Annotated in this window: 22 protein-coding genes and 1 other RNA gene; 18 read left to right on the forward strand and 5 right to left on the reverse strand. The window is 37.4% G+C overall.

Annotated features, from left to right (window positions below):
• The first annotated feature begins 85 nt into the window (after window positions 1-85).
• From F601_RS0111720 to F601_RS0111785, 14 genes are all read left to right on the forward strand, one after another.
• On the forward strand, window positions 86-964 hold the full coding sequence (locus tag F601_RS0111720; RefSeq protein ID WP_018165873.1) for a cysteine ABC transporter substrate-binding protein: 879 nt from the start codon (window positions 86-88) through the stop codon (window positions 962-964).
• Window positions 965-1048: 84 nt separating this feature from the next.
• Window positions 1049-2305, forward strand: a complete 1257-nt coding sequence (locus F601_RS0111725) for a bifunctional folylpolyglutamate synthase/dihydrofolate synthase (RefSeq protein ID WP_018165874.1) — start codon at window positions 1049-1051, stop codon at window positions 2303-2305.
• 36 nt (window positions 2306-2341) lie between these two features.
• Window positions 2342-2905, forward strand: a complete 564-nt coding sequence (gene folE / locus F601_RS0111730; RefSeq protein ID WP_018165875.1) for a GTP cyclohydrolase I FolE — start codon at window positions 2342-2344, stop codon at window positions 2903-2905.
• A gap of 10 nt (window positions 2906-2915) precedes the next feature.
• Complete coding sequence (gene folP / locus F601_RS0111735) at window positions 2916-3716, forward strand: dihydropteroate synthase (RefSeq protein WP_018165876.1); 801 nt, start codon at window positions 2916-2918, stop codon at window positions 3714-3716.
• 1 nt (window position 3717) lies between these two features.
• Window positions 3718-4080 carry a dihydroneopterin aldolase gene (gene folB / locus F601_RS0111740; RefSeq protein ID WP_018165877.1) on the forward strand — a complete coding sequence of 121 codons (363 nt, stop codon included), beginning with the start codon at window positions 3718-3720 and terminating at the stop codon, window positions 4078-4080.
• Window positions 4077-4568 (forward strand): 2-amino-4-hydroxy-6-hydroxymethyldihydropteridine diphosphokinase, encoded by a 492-nt coding sequence (gene folK / locus F601_RS0111745; RefSeq protein WP_018165878.1) that lies wholly within the window; start codon window positions 4077-4079, stop codon window positions 4566-4568. Before folB ends, folK begins: the two co-directional genes overlap by 4 nt.
• 158 nt (window positions 4569-4726) lie before the next feature.
• Complete coding sequence (murB, locus tag F601_RS0111750; RefSeq protein WP_018165879.1) at window positions 4727-5632, forward strand: UDP-N-acetylmuramate dehydrogenase; 906 nt, start codon at window positions 4727-4729, stop codon at window positions 5630-5632.
• A 146-nt stretch (window positions 5633-5778) separates the two neighbouring features.
• Window positions 5779-6933 (forward strand): ABC transporter ATP-binding protein, encoded by a 1155-nt coding sequence (locus F601_RS0111755; protein ID WP_026183217.1) that lies wholly within the window; start codon window positions 5779-5781, stop codon window positions 6931-6933.
• Complete coding sequence (locus F601_RS0111760) at window positions 6917-7711, forward strand: ABC transporter permease (RefSeq protein ID WP_018165881.1); 795 nt, start codon at window positions 6917-6919, stop codon at window positions 7709-7711. The genes F601_RS0111755 and F601_RS0111760 overlap by 17 nt, the downstream gene beginning before the upstream one ends.
• Complete coding sequence (locus F601_RS0111765) at window positions 7708-8484, forward strand: ABC transporter permease (protein ID WP_018165882.1); 777 nt, start codon at window positions 7708-7710, stop codon at window positions 8482-8484. Before F601_RS0111760 ends, F601_RS0111765 begins: the two co-directional genes overlap by 4 nt.
• Window positions 8477-9550 carry an ABC transporter substrate-binding protein gene (locus F601_RS0111770; protein WP_018165883.1) on the forward strand — a complete coding sequence of 358 codons (1074 nt, stop codon included), beginning with the start codon at window positions 8477-8479 and terminating at the stop codon, window positions 9548-9550. Before F601_RS0111765 ends, F601_RS0111770 begins: the two co-directional genes overlap by 8 nt.
• A gap of 286 nt (window positions 9551-9836) precedes the next feature.
• A complete protein-coding gene (locus F601_RS0111775; protein ID WP_018165884.1) occupies window positions 9837-11369 on the forward strand; it encodes a ClC family H(+)/Cl(-) exchange transporter in 1533 nt (510 codons plus the stop codon).
• A 214-nt stretch (window positions 11370-11583) separates the two neighbouring features.
• Entirely contained in the window at window positions 11584-12420 is an 837-nt protein-coding gene (gene licT / locus F601_RS0111780) for a BglG family transcription antiterminator LicT (RefSeq protein WP_018165885.1), read from the forward strand.
• Between the two features lie 477 nt (window positions 12421-12897).
• Window positions 12898-14808, forward strand: coding sequence for a beta-glucoside-specific PTS transporter subunit IIABC (locus F601_RS0111785; protein WP_018165886.1), 1911 nt, complete (start codon window positions 12898-12900; stop codon window positions 14806-14808).
• Between the two features lie 71 nt (window positions 14809-14879).
• Here F601_RS0111785 and F601_RS0111790 read toward each other — a convergent pair whose 3' ends face one another.
• The gene (locus F601_RS0111790; RefSeq protein WP_018165887.1) at window positions 14880-15506 is read right to left on the reverse strand and encodes a DUF3862 domain-containing protein; all 627 of its coding nucleotides are present in this window, start codon (window positions 15504-15506) and stop codon (window positions 14880-14882) included.
• A 236-nt stretch (window positions 15507-15742) separates the two neighbouring features.
• Window positions 15743-16091, reverse strand: a transfer-messenger RNA (tmRNA) gene (gene ssrA, locus F601_RS12980).
• A 91-nt stretch (window positions 16092-16182) separates the two neighbouring features.
• Here ssrA and F601_RS0111795 point away from each other — a divergent pair.
• The gene (locus tag F601_RS0111795; RefSeq protein WP_026183218.1) at window positions 16183-16794 is read left to right on the forward strand and encodes a TVP38/TMEM64 family protein; all 612 of its coding nucleotides are present in this window, start codon (window positions 16183-16185) and stop codon (window positions 16792-16794) included.
• A 99-nt stretch (window positions 16795-16893) separates the two neighbouring features.
• Here F601_RS0111795 and F601_RS0111800 read toward each other — a convergent pair whose 3' ends face one another.
• From F601_RS0111800 to F601_RS0111810, 3 genes are read right to left on the reverse strand one after another with little or no spacing between them, the layout of a single operon-like run.
• A complete protein-coding gene (locus F601_RS0111800; protein ID WP_018165889.1) occupies window positions 16894-17643 on the reverse strand; it encodes a hypothetical protein in 750 nt (249 codons plus the stop codon).
• Between the two features lie 9 nt (window positions 17644-17652).
• Window positions 17653-18351, reverse strand: coding sequence for an ABC transporter ATP-binding protein (locus F601_RS0111805; RefSeq protein ID WP_018165890.1), 699 nt, complete (start codon window positions 18349-18351; stop codon window positions 17653-17655).
• Window positions 18348-18722 (reverse strand): GntR family transcriptional regulator, encoded by a 375-nt coding sequence (locus tag F601_RS0111810; RefSeq protein ID WP_018165891.1) that lies wholly within the window; start codon window positions 18720-18722, stop codon window positions 18348-18350. Before F601_RS0111810 ends, F601_RS0111805 begins: the two co-directional genes overlap by 4 nt.
• A 216-nt stretch (window positions 18723-18938) precedes the next feature.
• On the opposite strand from F601_RS0111810, the gene F601_RS0111815 reads away from it, so the two are divergent.
• From F601_RS0111815 to pyk, 3 genes are all read left to right on the forward strand, one after another.
• Window positions 18939-22043: a DNA polymerase III subunit alpha gene (locus F601_RS0111815; protein WP_018165892.1), complete on the forward strand. Its 3105-nt coding sequence runs from the start codon at window positions 18939-18941 to the stop codon at window positions 22041-22043.
• Between the two features lie 81 nt (window positions 22044-22124).
• The gene (pfkA, locus tag F601_RS0111820) at window positions 22125-23138 is read left to right on the forward strand and encodes a 6-phosphofructokinase (RefSeq protein WP_018165893.1); all 1014 of its coding nucleotides are present in this window, start codon (window positions 22125-22127) and stop codon (window positions 23136-23138) included.
• 70 nt (window positions 23139-23208) lie between these two features.
• The gene (gene pyk / locus F601_RS0111825) at window positions 23209-24711 is read left to right on the forward strand and encodes a pyruvate kinase (RefSeq protein ID WP_018165894.1); all 1503 of its coding nucleotides are present in this window, start codon (window positions 23209-23211) and stop codon (window positions 24709-24711) included.
• Window positions 24712-24800: the final 89 nt, after the last annotated feature.

The raw sequence follows: 24800 nt of genomic DNA on the forward strand, positions 1-24800 counted from the left end.
TAAGCCTTCTTGCCTACCATTAGGTATGTCTGCGTCGGCTTGCCTTCTCTAATTTTGAATTTCATTGAGTATAAAGGAGTTTTATATGAAAAAAGTTAATTATCTTTTAGGTCTTTTAGGTTTGATTGTAGCAGTTCTTTTGACTGCTTGCTCAACATCAGATTCTAATAAGTCTTCATCTGTTGCATCGTCTTCTTCTGGAAATACAGCTCAAGCACGAACACTTTCAGAAATCAAGGAATCAGGAAAAATTAAAATTGGTGTTTTTTCGGATAAGAAACCATTTGGTTACGTAGATGAACATGGTGACTATCAAGGTTATGACGTCTACTTTGCTAACCGATTAGCGAAAGATTTGAAGGTTGATGTCGAATATGTAGCAGTTGATCCTGCCAGCCGAGTAGAATACCTTACTTCAGCTAAGGTTGACATCATTTTGGCAAACTTTACTGTAACTGATGAACGTGCCAAGCAAGTCGATTTTGCTTTGCCTTACATGAAGGTTGCTCTAGGTGTAGTATCTCCAAGTAAATCACTTATTGAATCAGTCGAAGATTTAAAAGGAAAAAACTTGATTGTAGGTAAAGGTACAACTGCTGAAACTTATTTTGAAGCAGAACATCCAGAAGTTAATTTATTAAAATTTGACCAATACAGTGAGGCTTACCAAGCTCTTCTTGACGGCCGTGGTGATGCTCTTTCAACAGATAATACGGAAGTATTAGCTTGGGCATTGGAAAATAAAGGTTATGAAGTTGGGATTACTAGTTTAGGTAATATTGATACCATTGCTGCAGCAGTCCAAAAAGGAAACACAGAGTTGCTTGATTGGATCAACGATGAAATTAAGACACTAGGTGAGGAAAACTTCTTCCATAAGGATTATGAAGAAACACTGGAGCCAATTTACGGATCAGCAGCTAATCCAGATGACTTAGTTGTTGAAGCTGGTGAAGTTGAATAATATCAAAAGTCAGCATTGCTGGCTTTTTTTGAACTCAACCTATGATATAATAGAGCTAATCTGTTTTTTGAAAGAAGTGTGATTATGAATTATCAGGATTGTTTGGATTGGGTACATGGACGTCTCAAATTTGGGATTAAGCCAGGCTTGGAGCGTATGGCTTGGATGCTCAACCAACTGGGGAATCCACAGGAAAAAATAGCAGCTGTTCATGTTGTGGGCACCAATGGTAAGGGATCTACAACTAGCTATTTACAACATATTTTCAGCCATGCTGGTTATGAGGTTGGAACTTTTACCTCACCTTACATTGTTGATTTTAGGGAACGCATCAGCTTGAATGGTCAGATGATTTCCGAGCAAGACTTTATATCATTGGTGGAGCGCGTCAAACCCGTGGTGGAGCGCATGCCTCAGGAGATTGATTTGGAGCCGGCTACGGAATTTGAAACCATTACGGTTTTAATGTTCGAATACTTTGGTCATCAGCATCCAGTAGACCTTGCTATCATTGAAGCTGGTATGGGTGGCCGTGATGATGCTACGAATGTTTTCAAAGCCTTGGCTGTGGTTTGTCCATCTATCGGGCTAGATCATCAGGCTATTCTCGGTCAGACCTACGGTCAAATAGCAGAGCAGAAAGTTGACGTCCTCAAGGAAGGGGTTCCCCTCATTTATGCTAGTGAGCGAGAAGATGTAGCCTCAATATTTGATGACAAAGCTGTGCAGACATCTAGTCAATCTTATCGTTTGGGACGTGATTTCTCAGTTTCGAGCCATGAGTCAGGCTTCACTTTTGAAGATAGCAAAGCTGAACTTCAAGCTATAAAACTCTCCATGCAAGGTCAGCACCAAATCAACAACGCAAGTCTTGCCATCAAGACAGCTCTGCTATTGTCCAAAAACTATCCAAAACTTAATGAAAACAGTATCCGTAAGGGGCTTCTTGAAAGCAAATGGGCTGGTAGAACTGAAATGATGGCAAGCAATGTCATGATTGATGGTGCTCATAATAATGAATCCATTTCTGCCTTGGTTGATGTCTTAAAAACATATAGTGGTAGGAAGATTCATATTTTAATGGCTGCCATTGATACTAAACCAGTTGATAGTATGTTGGAAATCTTGGAGCAGCTTGCACCAGTGAAAGTTACTAGCTTTGATTATCCAAATGCTATCAAGTTGGAGGCCTATCCTCAGGGTTATGAGAGAGTGGGAGATTGGAAGGCGTGGTTGAGCGAGATTGCTTATGACAGTCAAGATGATTTTTATGTTATTACAGGCTCTCTTTATTTCATCTCGCAAGTGCGTCAGGCGCTTTTGTCAAGACAGCAGAATTAAGCTATAATAGTAAAAACGAATTAGATTGGAAATGAAATGGCAAATCAAGAAAAGTTAGAACAAGCAGTATATCAATTATTGGAAGCCTTGGGCGAAAATCCTCAACGTGAAGGGCTTTTAGATACACCAAAGCGTGTTGCTAAAATGTATCAAGAAATGTTTGCGGGTTTAAATGAAGATCCTAAAGACCAATTTACTGCAGTTTTTACAGAAAACCATGAAGAGGTGGTTTTGGTTAAGGATATTCCTTTTTATTCAATGTGTGAGCATCATCTGGTTCCTTTTTATGGAGTGGCTCATGTGGCCTATCTGCCAAGTGATGGTCGCGTGACCGGTCTTAGTAAACTAGCCCGTGCTGTTGAAGTTGCCAGCAAGCGTCCACAATTACAAGAGCGTTTAACAGATCAAGTGGCCACTGCCTTGGAAGAAGCACTTCATCCAAAGGGGATTTTTGTCATGCTTGAAGCTGAGCACATGTGTATGACTATGCGTGGTATCAAGAAGCCAGGAAGCAAGACAATCACAACTGTTGCCAAAGGGCTTTACAAAGAAGATCGTGAAGAACGTAAGGAAATCTTGTCTTTAATCCGCGAAAAATAGGAGTTGACGAATGAAAATTGGAAAACATGAAATTGCTGGTCAAGCTTGCATCATGGGGGTGCTTAATGTGACACCTGATTCCTTTTCAGATGGTGGAAACTATACTGCAGTAGAATCAGCACTCCAACAAGTGGAGAAAATGGTTCAATCTGGTGCTAAAATTATTGACGTTGGTGGGGAATCAACACGGCCAGGATTTACTTTTGTTGAGACTGCTGAAGAAATCGCTCGAGTTGTACCAGTAATTAAGGCCATCAAGGAAAAATTTGATGTCTTAGTAAGTATTGATACTTATAAAACGGAAACAGCGCGTGCAGCACTTGAATCCGGCGCAGATATTCTGAATGATGTTTGGGCGGGACTTTATGATGGGAAAATGTTGGACTTGGCTGCTGAGAGAAAGGTCCCAATCATTCTCATGCATAATCAGGACCAAGAGGTTTATCAAAATATCACTCAAGAGGTTTGTGACTTCCTAAGTCAGCGTGCTCAGAAAGCTTTAGAAGCAGGAGTTGCAAAGGAAAATATCTGGATTGATCCAGGCTTTGGATTCGCCAAAAACGTTGATCAAAATATGGAACTCCTCAAGGGCTTGGATGCTGTCTGTCAATTAGGTTATCCAGTTCTCTTTGGGATTTCCCGGAAGCGCGTGGTTGACCATCTCTTAGGTGGAAATACAGCTGCGCTTGATCGAGACATGGGAACAGCTGCGCTTTCAGCCTGGGCTATTGCCAAGGGTTGCCAGATTGTACGTGTACACAATGTTGACCTCAATCGTGATGTCGTTAAAGTTATTAGTCAGTTGGTGTAAAATGGATAAAATACAATTAAAAGGATGCCGTTTTTACGGTTATCACGGTGCATTTTCTGAAGAGCAAACTTTGGGACAAATTTTTGTTATTGATTGTACGCTTTCAGTTGATTTGAAAAAAGCTGCAATGTCTGATGATTTAGAAGATACTGTTCATTATGGTCTGGTTTTTGAAACCATTAAAAAACAGGCTGAACAGAAGAAGTACAAGCTGATTGAACGTTTAGCTGGTGCAATTTGTCAGGATATTTTTGATGGCTTTGCTCCAGTTGAGGCTATTACCATTCGAATAACAAAGGAAAATCCTCCTATTAATGGTCATTATGATGCGGTAGGTATAGAGTTAGAGAGGGTTCGAGAATGACAAAGGTCTATCTAAGCCTGGGTTCAAATATCGGGAAAAGAAAGTTTTATCTGGAAGAGGCAATCAGACTCTTGAATGGATTACCTAATGTCAATGTGACAAAGGTGTCATCATATTATGAAACTCCAGCCTGGGGAAATACAGACCAGAATGATTTTCTTAATTTATGTTGTGAATTAGAAACAAATTTACAAGCACAAGATTTGTTGCATCACTGTCAAAGTATTGAAAAAGAACTAGGTCGTGTTCGTCATGAACATTGGGGTCCAAGAACAATTGATATTGATATTCTTTTATTCGGGGATGCATTAATTAATGAAGATAATCTCAAAGTGCCACATCCGTACATGTTAGAACGTGCTTTTGTCATGGTTCCTTTGCTTGATATTGCACCTAATTTGTCGGTCAGTGGCAAGCCTATTTCGGAAATAATTAAGTCGCTAGATTGTTCTGACATCCAAAAAATTGATGTGGCCAGTGTAAGGTAAATTATTAGAATAAAAAATAACTGCTCTAAGTAAGAGGTAAGAGTCAAATGTGCTTGAAATTTGTATTTTTCCTATGAGCTAGCTATCGTCAAATACTATTTTTTTTGTTATAATTATAATCGGTTTTATGCCGATTTTTTTAATGGAAAAGTGATGAAATGACAGATTTTTTGACTAATGATTTAAATGGTATTGACATTCGTGTTAATGAACCTTTGAAAAATTATACCTATACAAAAGTGGGAGGTCCAGCTGACTATTTAGCTTTCCCACGTAACCGTTTCGAGTTGTCTCGAATTGTTCAAGTCGCTAATCGTGAAAACATTCCTTGGATTGTTTTGGGAAATGCAAGCAATATTATCGTCCGTGATGGCGGTATCCGTGGTTTTGTTATCATGTTTGATAAGCTTAATTCAGTGACAGTCAATGGTTACACAATTGAAGCAGAGGCTGGTGCTAATTTAATTGAAACAACGCGAGTTGCTAAATATCACAGTTTATCTGGTTTTGAGTTTGCCTGCGGTATTCCTGGAAGCATCGGAGGAGCTGTGTTCATGAATGCTGGCGCCTATGGTGGTGAAATTGCCCACATTCTAGTTTCTGCACAAGTTTTGACAAAAGAGGGTGAAATTAAGACCTTAACCAATCGTGAAATGGCATTTGGTTATCGTCACTCTTCTGTTCAAGAAACAGGAGATGTTGTTATTTCGGCCAAATTTGCTTTAAAACCTGGTGATTACTTGCAAATCAGCCAAGAAATGAATCGATTGACACACCTACGTGAATTGAAACAGCCATTGGAATACCCATCTTGTGGCTCTGTTTTCAAACGCCCAGTTGGTCACTTTGCAGGTCAATTAATTAGTGAAGCAGACCTCAAGGGCTACCGAATTGGTGGTGTTGAAGTTAGCAAGAAACATGCTGGTTTTATGGTAAACGTTGCTGATGGAACTGCAAAAGATTATGAGGACTTGATTGCTCACGTGATTAAAACCGTTGATGCCAAAGCAGGAATTCAACTTGAACCAGAAGTTCGCATTATCGGTGAAGCACTGATAAACTAGTTTAGGTCAGGAGACTCAATTCCCGACTTAATTCGTATTTTAGTTTAGATATCAGCAGGTTAGTTGAACTATCTGCTGATATATTTAATTTATATTTTTCGAGGAAGAAATTTCTTAGGATAAGAAAAAAAGAGGTTTTATGAGAATTGACTAATCCAATTATTACGTTTAAAAACGTGTCAAAGGTCTTTGAAGATAGTAACACTGTGGTGTTAAAAGATATCAATCTTGAGCTTGAAGAAGGGAAGTTTTACACACTTCTTGGAGCATCAGGTAGTGGTAAATCAACTATTTTGAATATTATCGCTGGTCTCCTGGATGCAACATCAGGTGATGTATTCTTGGATGGGAAACGTATCAATGATGTCCCAACTAATAAGCGTGATGTCCATACCGTTTTCCAAAACTATGCACTCTTTCCTCATATGAACGTTTTTGAAAATGTAGCTTTCGCTTTAAAACTCAAAAAAGTTGAGAAGAGTGAAATTGAACGTCGTGTCAAAGAGGCATTGAAAATGGTTCAATTGGAAGGTTTTGAGAATCGCCCTATTCAAAAATTATCTGGTGGACAACGTCAGCGTGTTGCGATTGCGCGTGCAATCATTAATCAACCAAGAGTTGTTCTTCTGGATGAACCTTTGTCTGCATTGGATTTGAAACTTCGAACTGAAATGCAGTATGAATTGCGTGAGTTGCAACAACGCCTAGGAATTACCTTTGTTTTTGTCACACATGATCAGGAAGAAGCCTTGGCTATGTCAGATTGGATTTTCGTCATGAACGAAGGCGAAATAGTTCAGTCAGGAACGCCTGTTGACATCTACGATGAACCAATCAACCATTTTGTTGCAACCTTTATCGGTGAATCGAATATCCTTCCTGGAAAAATGATTGAAGACTACTTGGTGGAGTTCAATGGCAAACGTTTTGAAGCTGTTGATGGTGGTATGCGTCCTAATGAGTCAGTCGAAATTGTTATTCGTCCAGAGGACTTGCAAATCACTTTGCCAGAAGAAGGAAAACTTCAGGTTAAGGTGGATACGCAACTCTTCCGCGGTGTGCATTATGAAATCATCGCATACGATGAACTTGGTAATGAATGGATGATTCATTCAACTCGCAAGGCTATCGAAGGTGAAGTTATTGGACTAGATTTTACACCTGAAGATATCCATATTATGCGTCTTAATGAAACTGAAGAAGAGTTTGATGCCCGTATTGAAGAGTATGTGGAAGTTGAAGAGCATGAAGATGGCTTGATTAATGCCATTGAGGAGGAGCGTAATGAAGAAAACCTCTAATGCCTTTGCTGTTCCCTACCTTCTTTGGATAGGCCTTTTTGTAATAGCACCCTTAGTCCTCTTGCTTTACAAGTCATTCTTTGACATTCAAGGAAATCTTACTTTGGCTAACTACGCAACCTTTTTTGGTTCATGGACCTATTTGCGTATGAGTCTCAATTCCATTTTCTATGCTGGGATTATTACTTTGGTGACATTAATCATTAGTTATCCAGCTGCCTACCTTTTGACCAAGCTAAAACATAAGCAACTTCTTTTGATGTTGGTTATCCTACCGACTTGGGTTAATCTTTTGTTAAAAGCTTACGCCTTTATGGGGATTTTTGGTCAGCAAGGTGGTATCAATGCTTTTCTAACTTTTGTAGGAATTGGTCCAAAACAAATCCTCTTTACTGATTTTTCATTTATCTTTGTGGCATCTTATATTGAAATTCCCTTCATGCTTTTACCAATTTTCAATGCCCTGGATGACATTGATGATAATTTAATCAATGCCAGTCGAGACTTGGGAGCATCAGACAGTCAAACCTTTACCAAAGTTATCTTTCCACTTTCTCTCAATGGTGTAAGAAGTGGTGTCCAGTCTGTTTTTATTCCTAGTCTCAGTCTCTTTATGCTGACACGTTTGATTGGAGGAAACAGGGTGATTACACTTGGTACGGCTATTGAACAACATTTCCTAACCACTCAAAACTGGGGAATGGGGTCAACAATTGGAGTTATCCTAATTATGGCTATGCTGGCAACGATGTGGCTTACAAAGGAGAGACGTAAATGAAAAAATTAGCAAACTTATATCTTCTTTTAGTCTTTGTTGTTCTCTATGTTCCGATAGCTTATTTGATTTTCTTCTCCTTCAATGCTGGAGGAGACATGAATGGTTTTACAGGTTTCACACTTGAGCACTATCAGGAAATGTTTGAAGATAGCCGACTCATGTTGATTTTGGTTCAAACCTTCTTCTTAGCCTTTCTGAGTGCTCTTTTGGCAACCGCAATCGGGACTTTCGGCACAATCTTTGTCCATCAAATGAAACCAAAATTTCAAAACACACTCTTATCTCTCAATAATGTTCTTTTGGTTTCACCGGACGTTATGATTGGTGCTAGTTTCTTGATTTTATTCACGATGTTGGGCTTCCAACTAGGAACAGTCTCAGTTCTTCTAAGTCATATTGCTTTTTCAATCCCAATTGTAGTGCTAATGGTCCTTCCAAGATTGAAGGAAATGAATGAGGATATGATCAATGCAGCCTTTGACTTGGGAGCTACTAGAAGGCAAATGCTGCGCGAAGTCATGCTTCCTTATTTGACACCGGGAATTATCTCAGGCTTCTTTATGGCCTTCACTTATTCTTTGGACGACTTTGCCGTGACTTTCTTTGTAACAGGAAATGGTTTTTCAACCCTATCGGTTGAAATCTACTCACGCGCTCGTCAAGGGATTTCACTTGAAATCAATGCCCTCTCAACAATCGTCTTTCTCTTTAGCATTTTGCTTGTGATTGGCTATTATTTCATTTCAAATGAGAAGGGGGACAAGCATGCGTAGACTTTATTCATTTATAGCAGGGATTGTGGCTATCATCCTTATCCTTGCAGGAACTTCTGTCTATATGCAGAAGCGTTCGAGTTCAGGAAGTCAATCGGACAAATTAGTTATTTATAACTGGGGTGATTATATTGACCCGGATCTTCTCAAAAAATTTACAGCTGAGACAGGTATTGAAGTTCAGTATGATACCTTTGATTCCAACGAAGCCATGTACACCAAAATCAAACAAGGCGGGACAACCTATGATATTGCTGTTCCGTCTGACTATATGATCGATAAGATGATTAAAGAAGATCTTTTGGTCAAACTTGATAAATCAAAGCTTAAAGGCATGGAAAATATCGGAGAAGAATTTCTTGGTTTGAGTTTTGACCCTGATAATGAATACTCAATCCCTTATTTCTGGGGAACCGTTGGTATTGTTTATAATGAGACAATGGTTGAACAAGCACCAGAACATTGGATTGACCTTTGGCGAGAGGAATATCGTAATGATATTATGCTGGTTGATGGCGCCCGTGAGGTTATGGGATTTGGTTTGAATACACTAGGTTATAGTCTCAATAGTAAAAAATTGGAACAACTCCAAGAGGTTGAACTCAAATTGCACGATTTAACGCCCAATATTAAGGCAATTGTCGGGGATGAAATGAAGGGCTATATGATTCAAGGTGATGCAGCCATCGGAGTTACCTTCTCTGGTGAAGCTAGTGAAATGCTTGATTCAAACGAAGACCTTCATTATGTGGTTCCAAGTGAAGGTTCTAATCTTTGGTTTGATAATCTTGTCATTCCCAAAACAGTTAAACATGAAGAAGAAGTCTATGCCTTCTTTAACTTTATGTTAGAACCTGAAAATGCAGCACAAAATGCAGAGTATATAGGTTACTCAACACCAAATGAGGTTGCAAAAGAACTTTTACCTGATGACGTCAAAAATGACCCTGCCTTTTATCCATCTCAGGAAACTATCGAAAACTTAGAAGTTTATGATAATCTTGGCGAAAAATGGTTGGGTATCTATAACGATCTTTATCTACAATTTAAAATGTATCGAAAATAAGAGAAATCTTATTTCAGAAAAGAGGACACTCTGTCTTCTTTTTTTGTTAATCAGATCAATTTGGAAAAGCCCTCGAATCTTTTTGGGAGATTTGGTACAATGTTAGTTGAGAGAATGTAGGAGGCAGTTCTAGGCTCTTATGTGTTATTGGTTTTGAAAATCAAAAAGATACTTGCTTAAGTATTTTCGTCTACTTTCAGGTATGTCTTCCTTGATCTGTGGGGGCTGATTTTGTTTTTCTTTGAGTGTTAGGTGATATTCGTCAATGTTTTAATAAGGGGGTATTATGAATAATCATCAAGAAGAATTTAATTTTAGCCGACATAATGTTCTTGCACTTGCTTGGCGAGGGGTTCTTGTCGGTATTGTTTCAGGTTGTGTTGTCAGTTTATTTAGATTACTGATTGAAAAAATATTTGAGAAAGTTAGTTATTATTATCAAATTGCTCAGGACCAACCGATTTATCTTCTACCAATTGGGATTTGTAGTGTCATAATTGTTGTTTTTATTGGACTGTTGGTAAAATCAGATAAAGATATCAAAGGATCAGGCATTCCTCATGTCGAAGGCGAATTAAAAGGTGATTTAGAAACAAATTGGTGGAGTATCCTTTGGAAAAAATTTATTGGTGGCGTTTTATCCATTTCAATGGGCTTAATGCTCGGGCGTGAAGGTCCGAGTATTCAGTTAGGAGCTATGTCTGCAAAGGGAATAGCACATTTTTTAAAAGCTTGTGGAATTGAAAAACGGGTCTTAATAGCAAGTGGGGCGGCAGCAGGGCTCTCTGCAGCTTTTAATGCCCCAATTGCAGGCCTCTTATTTGTTGTGGAAGAAGTTTACCATCATTTTTCTCATCTAGTTTGGGTAACAGCACTTGTTGCCAGTCTAGTGGCTAATTATATTTCACTACATATTTTTGGATTGACGCCAGTACTTGCCATGTCTGGGGATTTACCTTATTTACCACTAAGTCAATACTGGATCTTCTTATTGCTTGGTATTTTTCTTGGAATTATGGGATATATTTATGAAAAAGTCATTTTGAATATTAACGTTTTCTACGATTTCTTAGGAAAACTATTTCATGTTCCATCTTATTTTTATGGAATTTTTGCTGTATTATTAACACTTCCAGTAGCGTATTTTTACCCACAATTGCTTGGTGGAGGTAACAGTGTCATCAATTCATTGAGTATCTCTACTCCGACACTGGCTACGGTTGTCATTTATTTAATTATTCGCTTTATCTGGAGTATGATTTCTTATGGAAGTGGGCTACCTGGTGGAATTTTTCTTCCGATTCTAACCTTGGGGTCACTTGCTGGCTTGGCATTTGGTTTGTTTTTTGAAAATATGCAGTTGCTCAATGCTCAAAGCCTTCCTTTATTTATTGTTTTAGGGATGGCTGGGTATTTTGGTGCTATATCAAAAGCTCCGCTGACGGCAATGATTTTAGTAACAGAGATGGTTGGAGATTTAGGTCAATTAATGACTATTGGAATTGTAACACTAGTTGCCTATTTAATGATGGACCTTCTAAAAGGTGAACCAATTTACGAAGCTATGCTGGCTAAAATGACTAAAGACAATAAGAAAAAGGCACTTAAACCAACCTTACTTGAATTTATAGTGACTGAAAAATTAGCAGGAAAATTGGTTCGAGATTTAACTTTGCCAAAGAATGTTTTGATTACAACTCAGATACACAATCAAGAAGCAGAAGTGGTCTCAGGGAATACTCGCCTGCACTCAGGTGATACGATTTTTCTTGTAGTTAATGAGTCAGATATTGGAAAAGTACAAGAACTTTTTCTATAGAGCTCTTTATTGTATTAGATAAATTAGTCTTTAAAAGATTTTCAAGTAAAAATTCATCAAAAGACTCTTTAAATTTACTTTGACTTTTGATACAATTTAATAACGATAGCTAGCTATTGTTGGCAAGAAATACCTAAATATGTTGGCAGATAACCAATATGAAGGCTCTGTGACGTATTTGGGATATTTTTTAGCATATTCTAGGAGGCGGACAATGAAAATTGATAAAGTCTACAATAATAATGTCGTTCAGGCACGTGGAGATAAAGGTGAAGAACTCATTGTTATGGGAAAGGGACTAGGTTTTCAAAAAAAGGCGGGCGAAGAGCTAGATTACTCTCTCATTGAGAAAAAATTTATCCTAGAGAATGATAGCTCAGCAGATGATTTATCTAGAGTTTATGTAGAACTTTCATCTGAGGAAAGCGAAGTCGTTTTAGATATTATTGGTCATGCTCAGGAAGTTTTAGAGATAGAATTTGAAAGTTCACTTTATGTCGCCTTGGCAGATCATTTACATTTTGCCTTTACCCGCCTCAGGGATAATTTGACAATGGAAAATCCACTTGGATGGGAAGTTCGCAAATTCTTTCCTAAAGAATTTCAAGTAGCGTGTGGATCTATTGACCTGATTGCTGAAAAGATCGGTATTCGCCTGCCAGATGATGAAATTGCTTCAATCGCTCTGCATTTTATCAATGCTGAAAAAGATGCTGGAATGATTGAGAAAAACTATCAAATGTCTAAGACAGTTGCAGATATTTTAGATATTGTTCGTCTTTATTTTGGTCAGTCATTCGATGAGGATTCTATCAGTTATAATCGATTCGTAACACATGTCAGATACTTTGTTCAGCGTGTTTTAAATGGTACAGTTCAAGGGAAAAATGATAGCTTTTTATATGAGCAGGTTAAGCTTAATTATCCTGAAGCATTTATCTGCACAGAACGTATCAAAAATTATGTTGAAACAAGCTTTGATTTTCCAATGAGCCGTGATGAACAGGTCTATTTGACTATACATATTCAGCGATTGGAAAATAGCAAGTAAAAGTCTAGTTTGTATAAACTAAATATGCAAAATACAAAAATTTTTTAAACAGTATCTCTTTAATTTTTATCGTCTTATATTTATTTGTAAGTTGATAAAAATTAAAGAGATATTTTTTTGAGATTTAGATTACTTTCCAAACTTTTATAAACTTTTTTAAAAAAGTTTATAAAAGCGCTTGCAATATATAATGAAGTCTGCTATTATATCTTTTGTAAGGATTGTTACTGGTAAGCAGGCAAAACCTAAATAAATACGAAATATGTCAGAAGAAGTGTGGTATAAGCCATGTTATTTTCTTTGGTCTATTTGGTATTTGTTTAGGTTTTTCTTTTTTCTAGTAATGAGCATGAGATCTCACATTTTAATAACCACTGAGATAGTCATCAAGTGGCTTATTAATACCAGACAAGATATGCTGATGTAGACTTGATCAATCTGTATTAGCTGACTTTTCAATTTACAAAGGAGAAACTAATGGCTAATAAGTATACCGAATTAGTTACAGATATTTTAGATCATGTTGGTGGCAAAGATAATATTATCTCTGTTAAACACTGTGTGACTCGTCTTCGTTTTCAATTGAGAGATGAGGGAAAAGCTGACACAGATTATCTTACAAAACGTGATGGTGTTGTAACAGTTGTTAAGGCTGGAGGACAATACCAAGTTGTTATTGGTAATCATGTTCCTGACGTTTATGCTGAATTTTTAAATGTTTCAGGATTAACAGGTGCAGGAAGTTTAGATATTGATGAAGGGGATGGACCAAAAGGGAATCTCTTTGATCGCTTTGTTGACTTAATTTCTGGTATTTTCCAACCTTATCTCGGTCCATTGTCTGCAGCCGGTATTGTAAAAGGTGTAGTTGCTATTTTAGGTGTAACACTTGGTTGGACATCTGATAATAATGCTCTTTATGCTATCTTAAATGCTGCCGGAGATGGTTTCTTCCAATATCTTCCTATTATGATTGCTTTTACTTCAGCACGTAAATTTAGAATGAATGAATTTACAGCGGCGGCGATTGCAGCAGCACTTGTTTACCCAGACTTAGCAACCACAGTTTCTGGCTTAGCGGAAGCAAAATTAAATCAAGTCTTTGGAATTCCATTTGAACTACCTTCCTCAGGAAGTTACCTTTCAACGGTAATGCCTGTTATTTTGGCGGTATGGGTTGCATCATTAATTGAAAAATGGATGAAGAAAATTACTCCAGATGTTGTAAAAGTCTTTGTTGTTCCATTTGTTGTCATTATGGTGACAGTGCCATTGACATTCTTGGTAGTTGGCCCAGTTGCTAATATTGCTTCTGATCTTCTATCAAATGGCTTCACAACCTTGATGAATGTAAGCCCAATTCTCTATGGAGCCCTACTTGGTGCTCTTTGGCAAGTACTTGTTATGTTTGGTCTTCACTGGGCACTTGTACCGTTGGCTATTCTGCAATTCTCTCAAAATGGATGGACAGATATCTTATTGGCAGCAGCTCTACCAAACTTTACACAAACAGGTGTTCTTCTTGCAATTATGTTGAAAACTAAGGAAGAAAAAGTTAAATCAATTGCAATGCCTGCCTTCATTTCATCAATCTTTGGTGTCACTGAACCAGCTATCTATGGGGTTACTCTCCCAATGAAAATTCCATTCTACATTTCATGTGCGGTATCGGCAGTAATTGGTGCAGGACTCTCAATCTTCAAGATAAAAATGTATGCTTTCGGTGCAATGGGTATCTTCCAATTCCCAGCTTGGGTTAGTCCAACTGAAGGAATGGGACCAATGTGGATTGGTATTATCTTTACCATAGCTGCAATTGTTGCTTCATTTGCTATTCAGATGGTTGCACCAGTACCATACCTTTATGGTCAACCAAGTGATGATAAAGCCAACGAAGTAACAAAAGAAGTAGTTCCAGAATTAAAAGAAATTAAACAAGAGATTCTTGCAAGTCCACTAACAGGGAAAGTCGTTGATTTAGTTGATGTACCTGATGAAGTTTTTGCTTCTGGTGCAATGGGCAAAGGAATCGCAGTAGATCCAACTGACGGTGTTGTTACAGCTCCAACAAATGCAGAAGTTACATTAGTATTCCCTACTGGACATGCAATTGGTCTTCGTACGGAAAATGGAGCAGAGCTTCTCATTCATATTGGTATGGATACTGTATCATTGGATGGCAAAGGCTTTGAAACATTTGTCAAAGCAGGTGATAAAGTTGCCGCAGGACAAAAATTGATTTCGTTTGATATTGATGCAATCAAAGAAGCAGGATTGCCAATCATCTCACCAGTGATTGTTACGAATTCTGATGATTATGTTGATATTTTGATGACTCAAGATGAGACTGTTAGTGCAGGAGCTTATCTTTTGACAACTGTAAAATAAAACTTTCCTATTTATAAAAAATAAAATGAGCTTATCAATTTAGCAAGCTCATTTTATATTATGTAAATCTATTAATCTATCAAACCTGATTGTGTTTTGTTCACAAGAGCATCTTTTTCGAAGGTTAGTGTAACGTTTGCCATAACATTTTCTTCTGATTTTGTTCCGCTGACCCAAATAGCTTGTAGACTTTCAGTATCTGTAGAATTTGCTTCAGAGAAGTCATCTGGTTCACCCAGAATCTCGATTGCCTTACGGAAGCTGATTCCTTCCTCCACAGTATTGTAAAGTGATTTATCAATGCGTGTTTTTCGATTAAAGGCAAAATTAGAAATGGCCCGAGCAATCGTACTGTCCTCAAAGAGGTGTACACTGACAGTTACTGAATCAAATTGCCAAGTGTATAAATCGAGAGTAACATCACCGGCAGGACTTTGTTCGTGTGTACTTGGTTCTCCAAACAATTCTTTTAAATCTGCTAAGCTAGTTCCACCTTTGAATTCATTTGCAACAGTTGCTACCTTGATATTATTAAATTTGAGTCTAACATCTTGATGTGCAGCTTCAGTAGTTGAAGAGGTAGAAGTGAGTAAATTTGTATCTGCTTCAGAAGATTTTGATTCTTTTTTATTTTCATTACAGCCAGCGAGACTAAACGATACTAAGGCTAAGGTAAGTAAATAGAGACTTTTTTTCACAAGAATTTCCCTCTGAAACTTTCATTGATTTTTTCATTATTATACCACAAACACTGCAACTTGGTCATGTTCTTACCAGTAAAAGGGGCAATAATATAATGAAATTTGATATTTTAAAAAACTTTTTTTAAATATGCAGTGTAATAAAGTTTGGAAAAATAGTATAAAATTGGATAGGCTTTCATATTCCTAAAAATAAAAACTTCCCAAACATGAAGTTTAGGAAGCTATAAAGTCAATGGAGCCGGTGGGAGTCGAACCCACGTCCAAACACCTGCCAACATATTTGTCTACAACCATAGGTTATGTATTTGATTTAACTTTAGCACGACACATAACTCAAGCCTTGCTAAAGCGAGCCTATGAATCTCTTTTTGATTAGCTAGACAATAATCAAACGTAGCTTGCTAATAATAAGACTTCTAACTAAACACAAGCAATTCAGCAAAAGTCACGCTCGCTGGTTTTTAGGCAGCTAAAGCGTAAGAGTTTGTATTTTTTGCAGTTATATTTAACTGAGCGTTTACGTCGCCACACGAGTCGCAAAATATGCCTCATAATGCCTGTCGAATCCGTAACGACCCCAAGTCAATATGATGTGAGAAACTCACCTCAAATATTATAACAAATAACCTTCTAAATAGCAAAAAAATAACAGATATGATATGATTGACTTATGAAAATGAAATTGTCCAAGCGCTATCTTTTTTGGCAAAAGGTGATTCAAATCATTGGTTTCGCGGCTCTTATTGCCACAGGAATTTTAGTGTTTTGGCTCTACCGACTAGGTATATTAAATGATAGTAATGCATTAAAAGATTTTGTAAATTATTATAGATTCTGGGGTCCCTTTATTTTTATCCTTATCCAGATTATTCAAGTTGTTTTCCCCATTATTCCTGGTGGAGTTACAACAGTAGCAGGTTTTTTGATCTTTGGAACATGGCAGGGCTTTATCTATAACTATTTAGGAATACTTCTTGGAAGCGTTATTCTATTTTTGCTGGTACGAATTTTTGGGAAAAAATTCATATTACTCTTTGTTAAAGAAGAAACATTTTATCGCTATGAAAGAAAGTTAGATACACCCGGATACGAGAGATTCTTTATTTTTTGCATGGCTTCCCCAATATCACCTGCGGATGTTATGGTTATGGTAACAGGATTAACAAATATGAGTTTAAAAAGATTTGTTGTTATCTTGTTAATTGCAAAGCCTTTGTCAATCATTGGCTATAGTTATCTTTGGATTTTTGGTGGTGACATTATTAAGTCAATCCTTTCATAGAACAGAGTTGTTTCAATCAACTTTGTTCTATTTTTTTTGTGGCTGTTTTTTTCAGAAAGAGACCACATAAAAAGCCATCCTTTAAGATGACTTTAAAAATTATTGTAGATTTAATTTGTTCTTGATAATGTATGCCGTCCCAAAATAGAATATTGAAGATTCAATAATAAATGCTAGGATGTAATAAATGAAGAATGGAGTAGAAAATAGATCATCGTAAGGTATGAATTTCTCTAACAAAGGTGTTGTAAACAATATTAAAGCAATAATAATGCTAAAGTAAGCAACAAAACTCATTAAAATTCTGTGATCAGAGAACAATTGACCAATTGACAAAGCAAAATATATTAAGAGGTTTCCGCTAATATTTGACATAAATGTATAGAAAATTAGTAGAAGCAAGTTATTAAAGGGTAATACATCATTAATCGAAGGAAGAAAAATCAATGTCTCCTTAATTCCGACACTCGGTAAAAAGAGAAGTCCGATAGAAATTAAAATGACTAATGTATTAAAAATACTCCAAAGTACAGATACTAATAACTTAGAAATGATAATTTGATGGATAGAAACTGGCAATGTGAGTGTCAAATATCCTTCGCGACCAAAGATATGGCTATAGAATCGTTTAACGATAATGGTAATGGTTGCAAGCCAAGAGCTAGCAATTAAAGCTCCGAGAATTAGGAAAAGGAAGAAAGGAATAATTTCGTTCATACTTTGTGGATTTGTATCTAATGATTTAATGACAAATCCTAAAAGTGCAGCAATTAGCAACAAGCCAGTATTAAGGGCAAAATACCATTTACCTACAAATTTTAATTCATATTTTAATAATTTAGAAAACATGCTCTCCCCCTATCCGTTATACTTTTCACGAAAAACAGAGTCAATTGACTTACCATATTCTTCTCGAATATCATCGGCATTTCCTTGTAAGATGATTTTTCCTTCTTTCAGGAAAATAACTTCATCCAGAATAGGCTCAATATCTGAAATGAGGTGTGTTGAAATGATGACAGAAGCGTCCTCAGAATAATTGTTAATGATTGTTTTTAAGATATAATCACGAGCTGCGGGATCAACACCGCCAATTGGTTCATCAAGAATATATAGTTTAGCTTTTCTTGCCATGACTAAAACCAATTGGACTTTTTCTTTATTTCCTTTAGACAAGTTTTTGAGCATATCATTGTCATCTAAATGAAGATCTTTAAGGAGGTTTTCAGCCTTTTCGCGTGAAAAATCTTCGTAAAAGTCATCAAAGAGATCAAGCATATCTTTGATTTTCATACCTTCTCTTAGATAAGTTGTATCAGGTAGGTATGAAATAATTTTCTTAGTCTCAATTGATGGTCGATAACCGTTAATAACAACATCACCTTTATCTGGTTGTAAAAGACCGTTAATCAATTTTATTAGAGTTGTTTTTCCACTCCCATTTGAACCAAGGAGGCCGATGATTTTACCAGCAGGAAGAGCTAGGCTTATGTCATCAATGGCTACTTGTTTTTTATAGGATTTAGAAAGGTGGTGAAGTTGAAGTAATGGTGTCATCCTAGTTTTTCCTCCGTGATATAGGTGTTTAGAACAGAAAGAATTTCTTTGATACTAAAGCCAATTCTGGTCATGTTATCAACAAAGTTTTTAAGTTCTAATTCTGCCAACTCATTCCGTTTTTGAACGATGAGTTCTTTATCGTCAGTTACAAATCGACCAGAAGTTCGTTGGGCATAAACCATTCCTTCACGTTCTAATTCAGAAAAGGCACGTTGCATGGTGTTTGGATTCACACCAGCAATTTCAGCAAGTTCACGAACTGTAGGGAGTTGCTCACCGCTTTTAATATCTTGGCTAATGATTTGCATTTTAATATGTTGTGCAATTTGTGCATAAATCGGCGATTTTTCGTCAAATTTCCAGGACATACGGTGCCCCTTTCTATTTAATAATTTATAAGCTTTGTACTGCTTTAATGGTACAAAAATATCATGAAAATGTCAAGGAATTGAACATTTTATTTTATAATTGAAACTATTTTATAGATTATGAGGCGGTATAATTTTAAATTATCTACAAAATAAGCATAGTTTTCAATTTCATAGTATAATGAGTATTAGTATTAGATTCAAGAAGGAGGAGTCATGTTTGCACAATTAGATACTAAAACAGTTTATTCATTCATGGATAGTCTGATAGACTTAAAGGGCTATGTCAGCCAAGCCAAGTCTTTAGGTTATGAGACAATTGGTATCATGGATAAAGACAATCTATATGCTGCCTTCCATTTTATTAAAGAAGCACAACAAAATGGAATAAAACCAGTAGTTGGGCTGGAGCTTAATTACTTATCTGAAGACAATCGCCAGTTATGTCTCTATCTGATAGCCCTAAATACCAAGGGATATCAACAGTTGATGAAGATATCTAGTCGTCAATTAACAAATGGCATACCATTAACTGAGTTAACTTCTTATTTATCTGATATTGCAGTCATCGTACCGTATAGCGAGGTTCTAGATAGTTTTTCGATACCATTCGATTATTATCTTGGAGTCACGATTGATGCACCTCAAAAAGAATATCCAAGACCAATTATTCCAATAAAGACTGTTAGATACTATGACATGGATGAGACTGAAACTCTACATATGCTCCATGCCATCCGTGACAACCTCCCTTTAAAGGATGTGCCTGCGGTTGAAGGAAATCAAAATTTTCTTTCTTGTGATGTTGTGACACGTGGGTTTCAAGAAAAATTTCCAGAGGCGATTCAAAATCTTGAAAAATTAGTTGCAGACATAGACTATCACTTTAATACAGAACTAAAACTTCCGCGTTTTAATCGTCAGAGACCGGCAGTAGAAGAATTAGCAGAGAGGACCAAAGAGGGATTAAAAAATAAAAAACTCTGGTTGCCTGTATATCAAGAACGACTAGCTCATGAGCTAGATGTCATCCATAAGATGGGCTTTGATGATTACTTCCTAATTGTATGGGACCTGCTCCGTTTTGGACGAAGTCGAGGTTACTATATGGGGATGGGTCGAGGTTCTGCGGCAGGAAGTTTAGTTTCGTTTGCCTTAGATATTACTGGAATAGATCCTGTTAAAAACAATTTGCTCTTTGAGCGCTTCCTTAATGAGGAACGTTATAGCATGCCAGATATTGATATTGACTTGCCAGACATTTATCGTAGTGAGTTCTTGCATTACGTCCGAAATCGCTATGGGAGCATGCATTCAGCGCAAATTGTGACCTTTTCAACCTTTGGTGCTAAGCAGGCTATTCGTGATGTCTTTAAGCGTTTTGGCGCACCTGAGTTCGAGTTAACCAATATCACCCGTAAGATAGGTTTTCGTGATAATCTGGCTAGTGTCTTCGAAAATAATCTAGCCTTTCGTCAAATCATTAATTCTAAAATAGAATATCAACGAGCTTTTGAAATTGCTAAGAGAATTGAAGGGAATCCACGTCAGACTTCAATTCATGCTGCTGGTGTCGTTATGAGTGATGATGACTTGACCAATCATATTCCTCTAAAAGCAGGGGATGATATGATGATTACCCAATATGATGCAGGAGCAGTTGAAGCAAATGGTCTGCTCAAAATGGATTTTCTCGGGCTCCGCAATTTAACCTTTGTGCAAAAGATGCAAGAAAAAGTTGCAAAGGATTACAGAATTACTATTGATATTAAGGCTATTGATTTAGAAGATAAAGATACCTTAGCTCTCTTTGCTGCTGGTAAAACCAAGGGTATTTTCCAATTTGAACAAACCGGAGCTATTAACCTTCTAAAACGCATAAAGCCAGAAAAATTTGAAGATATTGTTGCTACAACAAGTCTTAACAGACCGGGAGCTAGTGATTATACGGAGAATTATATTCGTCGTCGTTTTGGAAAAGAAGCAGTAGACTTGATTGATCCAGTCATTGCAGAAATTCTGGAACCGACTTATGGTATCATGCTCTATCAGGAGCAGGTTATGCAGATTGCACAGATTTATGCAGGGTTTACACTTGGCAAAGCCGATTTGCTGCGACGAGCCATGTCTAAGAAGAATGCAGTAGAGATGCAAAAAATGGAAGCAGAATTTTTATCTGGTGCGCAAGCTCTTGGGCATCCTTTAGAAACAGCCAAAGATATCTTTGGGCGCATGGCAAAATTTGCAGGATATGGTTTTAACCGAAGCCATGCCTTCGCCTACTCAGCCCTAGCCTTTCAATTGGCTTATTTTAAAGCTCATTACCCTAATGTCTTCTACGATATTATACTCAATTATTCTAGCGCTGATTACATCACCGATGCTTTAGAGTCTGATTTTGAGGTTCAAAAGGTGGATATCAATACGGTTCCCTACAATGACAAGATTGACAAAGGTAAAATTTATCTAGGGTTAAGGAATATTAAATCTCTTCCTCGTGACATGGCATTATGGATTATTGAAAATCGTCCATTCCAGCATGTCGAAGATTTTCTAACACGATTACCTAAGAATTACCAAAAGGCTGACCTCGTAGCTCCTCTTATACAAATCGGTGCTTTTGATAACTTTGATAAAAATCGTCGGAAAATCGAATCAAATTTGGAGAATCTGCTTATTTTTGTCAATGAGTTGGGTAGTCTCTTTGCGGATTCTTCTTATAATTGGGTTGATAGTCCGGATTACACATCAATTGAGAAATATCAGATGGAGCAAGAACTTCTAGGAGTTGGTCTTAGTCCCCATCCTCTATTGGAAATAGCAAAGCAGGCTAGTCAAGATTTTATTCCTTTAGACAGTTTAGAGGAGAATCTGCAGGCTAAGATTCTAGTTCAGCTAACTGGCATGCGCGTGATTCGGACCAAGTCTGGACAGCAGATGGCTTTCCTTAACGTTACAGATACAAAGAAAAAATTTGATGTTACCATTTTTCCTGAAACTTTTTCCAAATATCGTGAGTCGTTGACTGAAGGTGGATATTATTACTTAACTGGGAAAATTCAAAATAGAGAAGGAAGGCTTCAAATGGTCTTAAATCAAGTTCAAGAAGTCACCACAGAACGACTATGGTTGCTACTAGAGAGTCATCAAAACGATCGAGAAATTTCTGAGATTTTATCTCAATATCCTGGGAATTTTGGAGTAGTCCTACACTATCAAGACTCAAAGCAAACCATTCAGCTTAAAAACATCACAGTAGATAAGACACCAGAATTACTAAAAAAATTACAAGAATATGTCTTGAAAACGGTTTTTCGCTAAAAATAAATAACAAAGTGAAGCATTTTACAAATGAATATGCTATAATAAAAACGTTAGATTAATAATAAGGAGTATAGTATAATGAAACGTATTGCTGTTTTAACTAGTGGCGGCGACGCTCCTGGTATGAACGCTGCAGTTCGTGCAGTCGTTCGTAAAGCAATTTCAGAAGGGATGGAAGCTTACGGTATTAACCGTGGTTACGCCGGTATGGTAGAGGGAGATATCTTCCCACTTGATGCTAAAGCAGTATCAAATACCCTCTCATTCGGTGGTACTTTCCTTCAATCTGCTCGTTACCCAGAATTTGCAACACTTGAAGGTCAATTGAAAGGAATCGAACAACTTAAAGCTAAGGGCATCGAAGGTGTCGTAGTTGTTGGTGGTGACGGTTCTTATCATGGTGCTATGCGTTTGACTGAACACGGCTTCCCAGCTGTTGGTGTACCTGGTACAATCGATAACGATATTGCTGGTACAGATTACACAATCGGTTTTGATACAGCTATCAATACTGCAACTGATGCCTTGGATAAAATCCGTGACACATCATTCAGTCATGGCCGTACATTCGTAGTTGAAGTAATGGGTCGTAACGCTGGTGATATTGCTCTTTGGGCAGGTATTGCTGCAGGTGCTGATCAAATCATCATTCCTGAAGAAGAATACGATATTAACGAAGTTGTTCGTAAAGTTCGTGAAGGATATGAGAAAAAAGGTAAACACCGTCATATCATCGTATTGGCTGAAGGTGTTATGCACGCAGAAAAATTTGTTGAATTGATGAAAGAAGCTGGTGATACTAGCGACCTTCGTGCAACTAACCTTGGACACATTCTTCGCGGTGGTGCACCGACACCTCGTGACCGTGTACTTGCATCATGGATGGGTGCACATGCTGTTGAACTTCTGAAAGAAGGACGTGGTGGTCTTGCAGTTGGTATCCACAACGAGCAACTTGTAGAAAGCCCAATTCTTGGAACAGCTGAAGAAGGTGCCTTGTTCTCATTGTCAGATGAAGGAAAAATCATCGTCAACAACCCACACAAAGCACGTCTTGATTTGGCTCAATTGAATCGTGACATTGCTCACTAATTGGTCGGTTCATTAATTAATTTTGTAATCATGTCGTTAATCGACAAAAAATAAAGGGAGTTTTTATAAAATGCATAAACGCGTAAAAATCGTTGCAACACTTGGTCCTGCGGTAGAATTCCGTGGTGGTAAAAAATTCGGTGATGATGGTTATTGGGGTGAAAGCCTTGATGTTGAAGCATCAGCTAAGAAAATCGCTGAGTTGATCACAGAAGGCGCTAACGTTTTCCGTTTCAACTTCTCACACGGTGATCACGCTGAGCAAGGTGCTCGTATGGCTACTGTACGTCGTGCAGAAGAAATCGCTGGTCAAAAAGTTGGTTTCCTTCTTGACACTAAAGGTCCTGAAATGCGTACTGAATTGTTTGCAGATGATGCAAAAGAATATTCATACAAAACAGGTGAAGTTATCCGCGTTGCTACAAAACAAGGTATCCAATCAACTCGCGACGTAATTGCTTTGAACGTTGCCGGTTCTCTTGACGTCTTTGATGATGTTGAAGTTGGTAAACAAGTTCTTATCGATGATGGTAAACTTGGACTTCGCGTTATCGAAAAAGATGCTGAAAAACGTGAATTTGTTGTTGAAGTTGAAAACGATGGTATCATTGCTAAACAAAAAGGTGTAAACATTCCTTACACTAAAATTCCTTTCCCAGCACTTGCAGAACGTGATAACGCTGACATCCGCTTCGGTCTTGAACAAGGTCTTAACTTCATCGCTATCTCATTTGTACGTACTGCTAAAGACGTTAACGAAGTTCGTGCTATCTGTGAAGAAACTGGTAACGGACACGTTAAATTGTTCGCTAAAATTGAGAACCAACAAGGTATCGATAACATCGATGAAATCATCGAAGCAGCTGATGGTATCATGATCGCTCGTGGTGACATGGGTATCGAAGTTCCATTTGAAATGGTTCCAGTTTACCAAAAAATGATCATCACTAAAGTTAATGCAGCTGGTAAAGCAGTTATCACAGCAACTAACATGCTTGAAACAATGACTGAAAAACCACGTGCAACTCGTTCAGAAGTATCTGACGTATTTAACGCTGTTATCGACGGTACTGATGCTACAATGCTTTCAGGTGAGTCAGCTAATGGTAAATACCCAGTTGAATCAGTTCGTGCAATGGCTACAATCGATAAGAATGCTCAAACACTTCTTAACGAATATGGTCGTTTGAACTCTGATAACTTCTCACGTTCAACTAAGACTGATGTTGTTGCTTCAGCAGTTAAAGATGCAACTAAATCAATGGATATCAAACTTGTTGTTGCTCTTACAGAATCTGGTAACACAGCTCGTCTTATTTCTAAATACCGTCCAGATGCTGACATCTTGGCAGTAACATTTGATGAGAAAACTCAAAAATCACTTATGATTAACTGGGGTGTTATTCCAGTGGTTACTGAAAAACCTGCTTCAACAGACGATATGTTTGAAGTTGCAGAACGAGTAGCTCTTGAATCAGGATTAGTAGAATCAGGTGATAACATTGTTATCGTTGCTGGTGTACCAGTTGGTTCAGGTGGTACAAACACAATGCGTATCCGCACTGTAAAATAATTTGTAATTAAAAAGCCTATCATTTCAAGGAATCTTTCTTGATTGATAGGTCTTTTTTGTATTTTGGAGCATAGATGGGACGATTATAT

Source organism: Streptococcus henryi DSM 19005 (genome assembly GCF_000376985.1).
In the GTDB taxonomy this organism is placed as follows: Bacteria; Bacillota; Bacilli; order Lactobacillales; family Streptococcaceae; genus Streptococcus; species Streptococcus henryi.

What these genes read in the sequence shown, in the direction of transcription:
- folB (WP_018165877.1), top strand. Translation starts at nt 3,718, where the DNA reads ATGGATAAAATACAATTAAAAGGATGCCGTTTTTACGGTTATCACGGT.
- folE (WP_018165875.1), top strand. Translation starts at nt 2,342, where the DNA reads ATGGCAAATCAAGAAAAGTTAGAACAAGCAGTATATCAATTATTGGAA.
- F601_RS0111785 (WP_018165886.1), top strand. Translation starts at nt 12,898, where the DNA reads ATGGCTAATAAGTATACCGAATTAGTTACAGATATTTTAGATCATGTT.
- folK (WP_018165878.1), top strand. Translation starts at nt 4,077, where the DNA reads ATGACAAAGGTCTATCTAAGCCTGGGTTCAAATATCGGGAAAAGAAAG.
- F601_RS0111815 (WP_018165892.1), top strand. Translation starts at nt 18,939, where the DNA reads ATGTTTGCACAATTAGATACTAAAACAGTTTATTCATTCATGGATAGT.
- F601_RS0111765 (WP_018165882.1), top strand. Translation starts at nt 7,708, where the DNA reads ATGAAAAAATTAGCAAACTTATATCTTCTTTTAGTCTTTGTTGTTCTC.
- F601_RS0111800 (WP_018165889.1), bottom strand. Translation starts at nt 17,643, where the DNA reads ATGTTTTCTAAATTATTAAAATATGAATTAAAATTTGTAGGTAAATGG.
- F601_RS0111760 (WP_018165881.1), top strand. Translation starts at nt 6,917, where the DNA reads ATGAAGAAAACCTCTAATGCCTTTGCTGTTCCCTACCTTCTTTGGATA.
- F601_RS0111805 (WP_018165890.1), bottom strand. Translation starts at nt 18,351, where the DNA reads ATGACACCATTACTTCAACTTCACCACCTTTCTAAATCCTATAAAAAA.
- F601_RS0111725 (WP_018165874.1), top strand. Translation starts at nt 1,049, where the DNA reads ATGAATTATCAGGATTGTTTGGATTGGGTACATGGACGTCTCAAATTT.
- F601_RS0111770 (WP_018165883.1), top strand. Translation starts at nt 8,477, where the DNA reads ATGCGTAGACTTTATTCATTTATAGCAGGGATTGTGGCTATCATCCTT.
- murB (WP_018165879.1), top strand. Translation starts at nt 4,727, where the DNA reads ATGACAGATTTTTTGACTAATGATTTAAATGGTATTGACATTCGTGTT.
- folP (WP_018165876.1), top strand. Translation starts at nt 2,916, where the DNA reads ATGAAAATTGGAAAACATGAAATTGCTGGTCAAGCTTGCATCATGGGG.
- F601_RS0111775 (WP_018165884.1), top strand. Translation starts at nt 9,837, where the DNA reads ATGAATAATCATCAAGAAGAATTTAATTTTAGCCGACATAATGTTCTT.
- F601_RS0111720 (WP_018165873.1), top strand. Translation starts at nt 86, where the DNA reads ATGAAAAAAGTTAATTATCTTTTAGGTCTTTTAGGTTTGATTGTAGCA.
- F601_RS0111795 (WP_026183218.1), top strand. Translation starts at nt 16,183, where the DNA reads ATGAAAATGAAATTGTCCAAGCGCTATCTTTTTTGGCAAAAGGTGATT.
- F601_RS0111810 (WP_018165891.1), bottom strand. Translation starts at nt 18,722, where the DNA reads ATGTCCTGGAAATTTGACGAAAAATCGCCGATTTATGCACAAATTGCA.
- licT (WP_018165885.1), top strand. Translation starts at nt 11,584, where the DNA reads ATGAAAATTGATAAAGTCTACAATAATAATGTCGTTCAGGCACGTGGA.
- pfkA (WP_018165893.1), top strand. Translation starts at nt 22,125, where the DNA reads ATGAAACGTATTGCTGTTTTAACTAGTGGCGGCGACGCTCCTGGTATG.
- pyk (WP_018165894.1), top strand. Translation starts at nt 23,209, where the DNA reads ATGCATAAACGCGTAAAAATCGTTGCAACACTTGGTCCTGCGGTAGAA.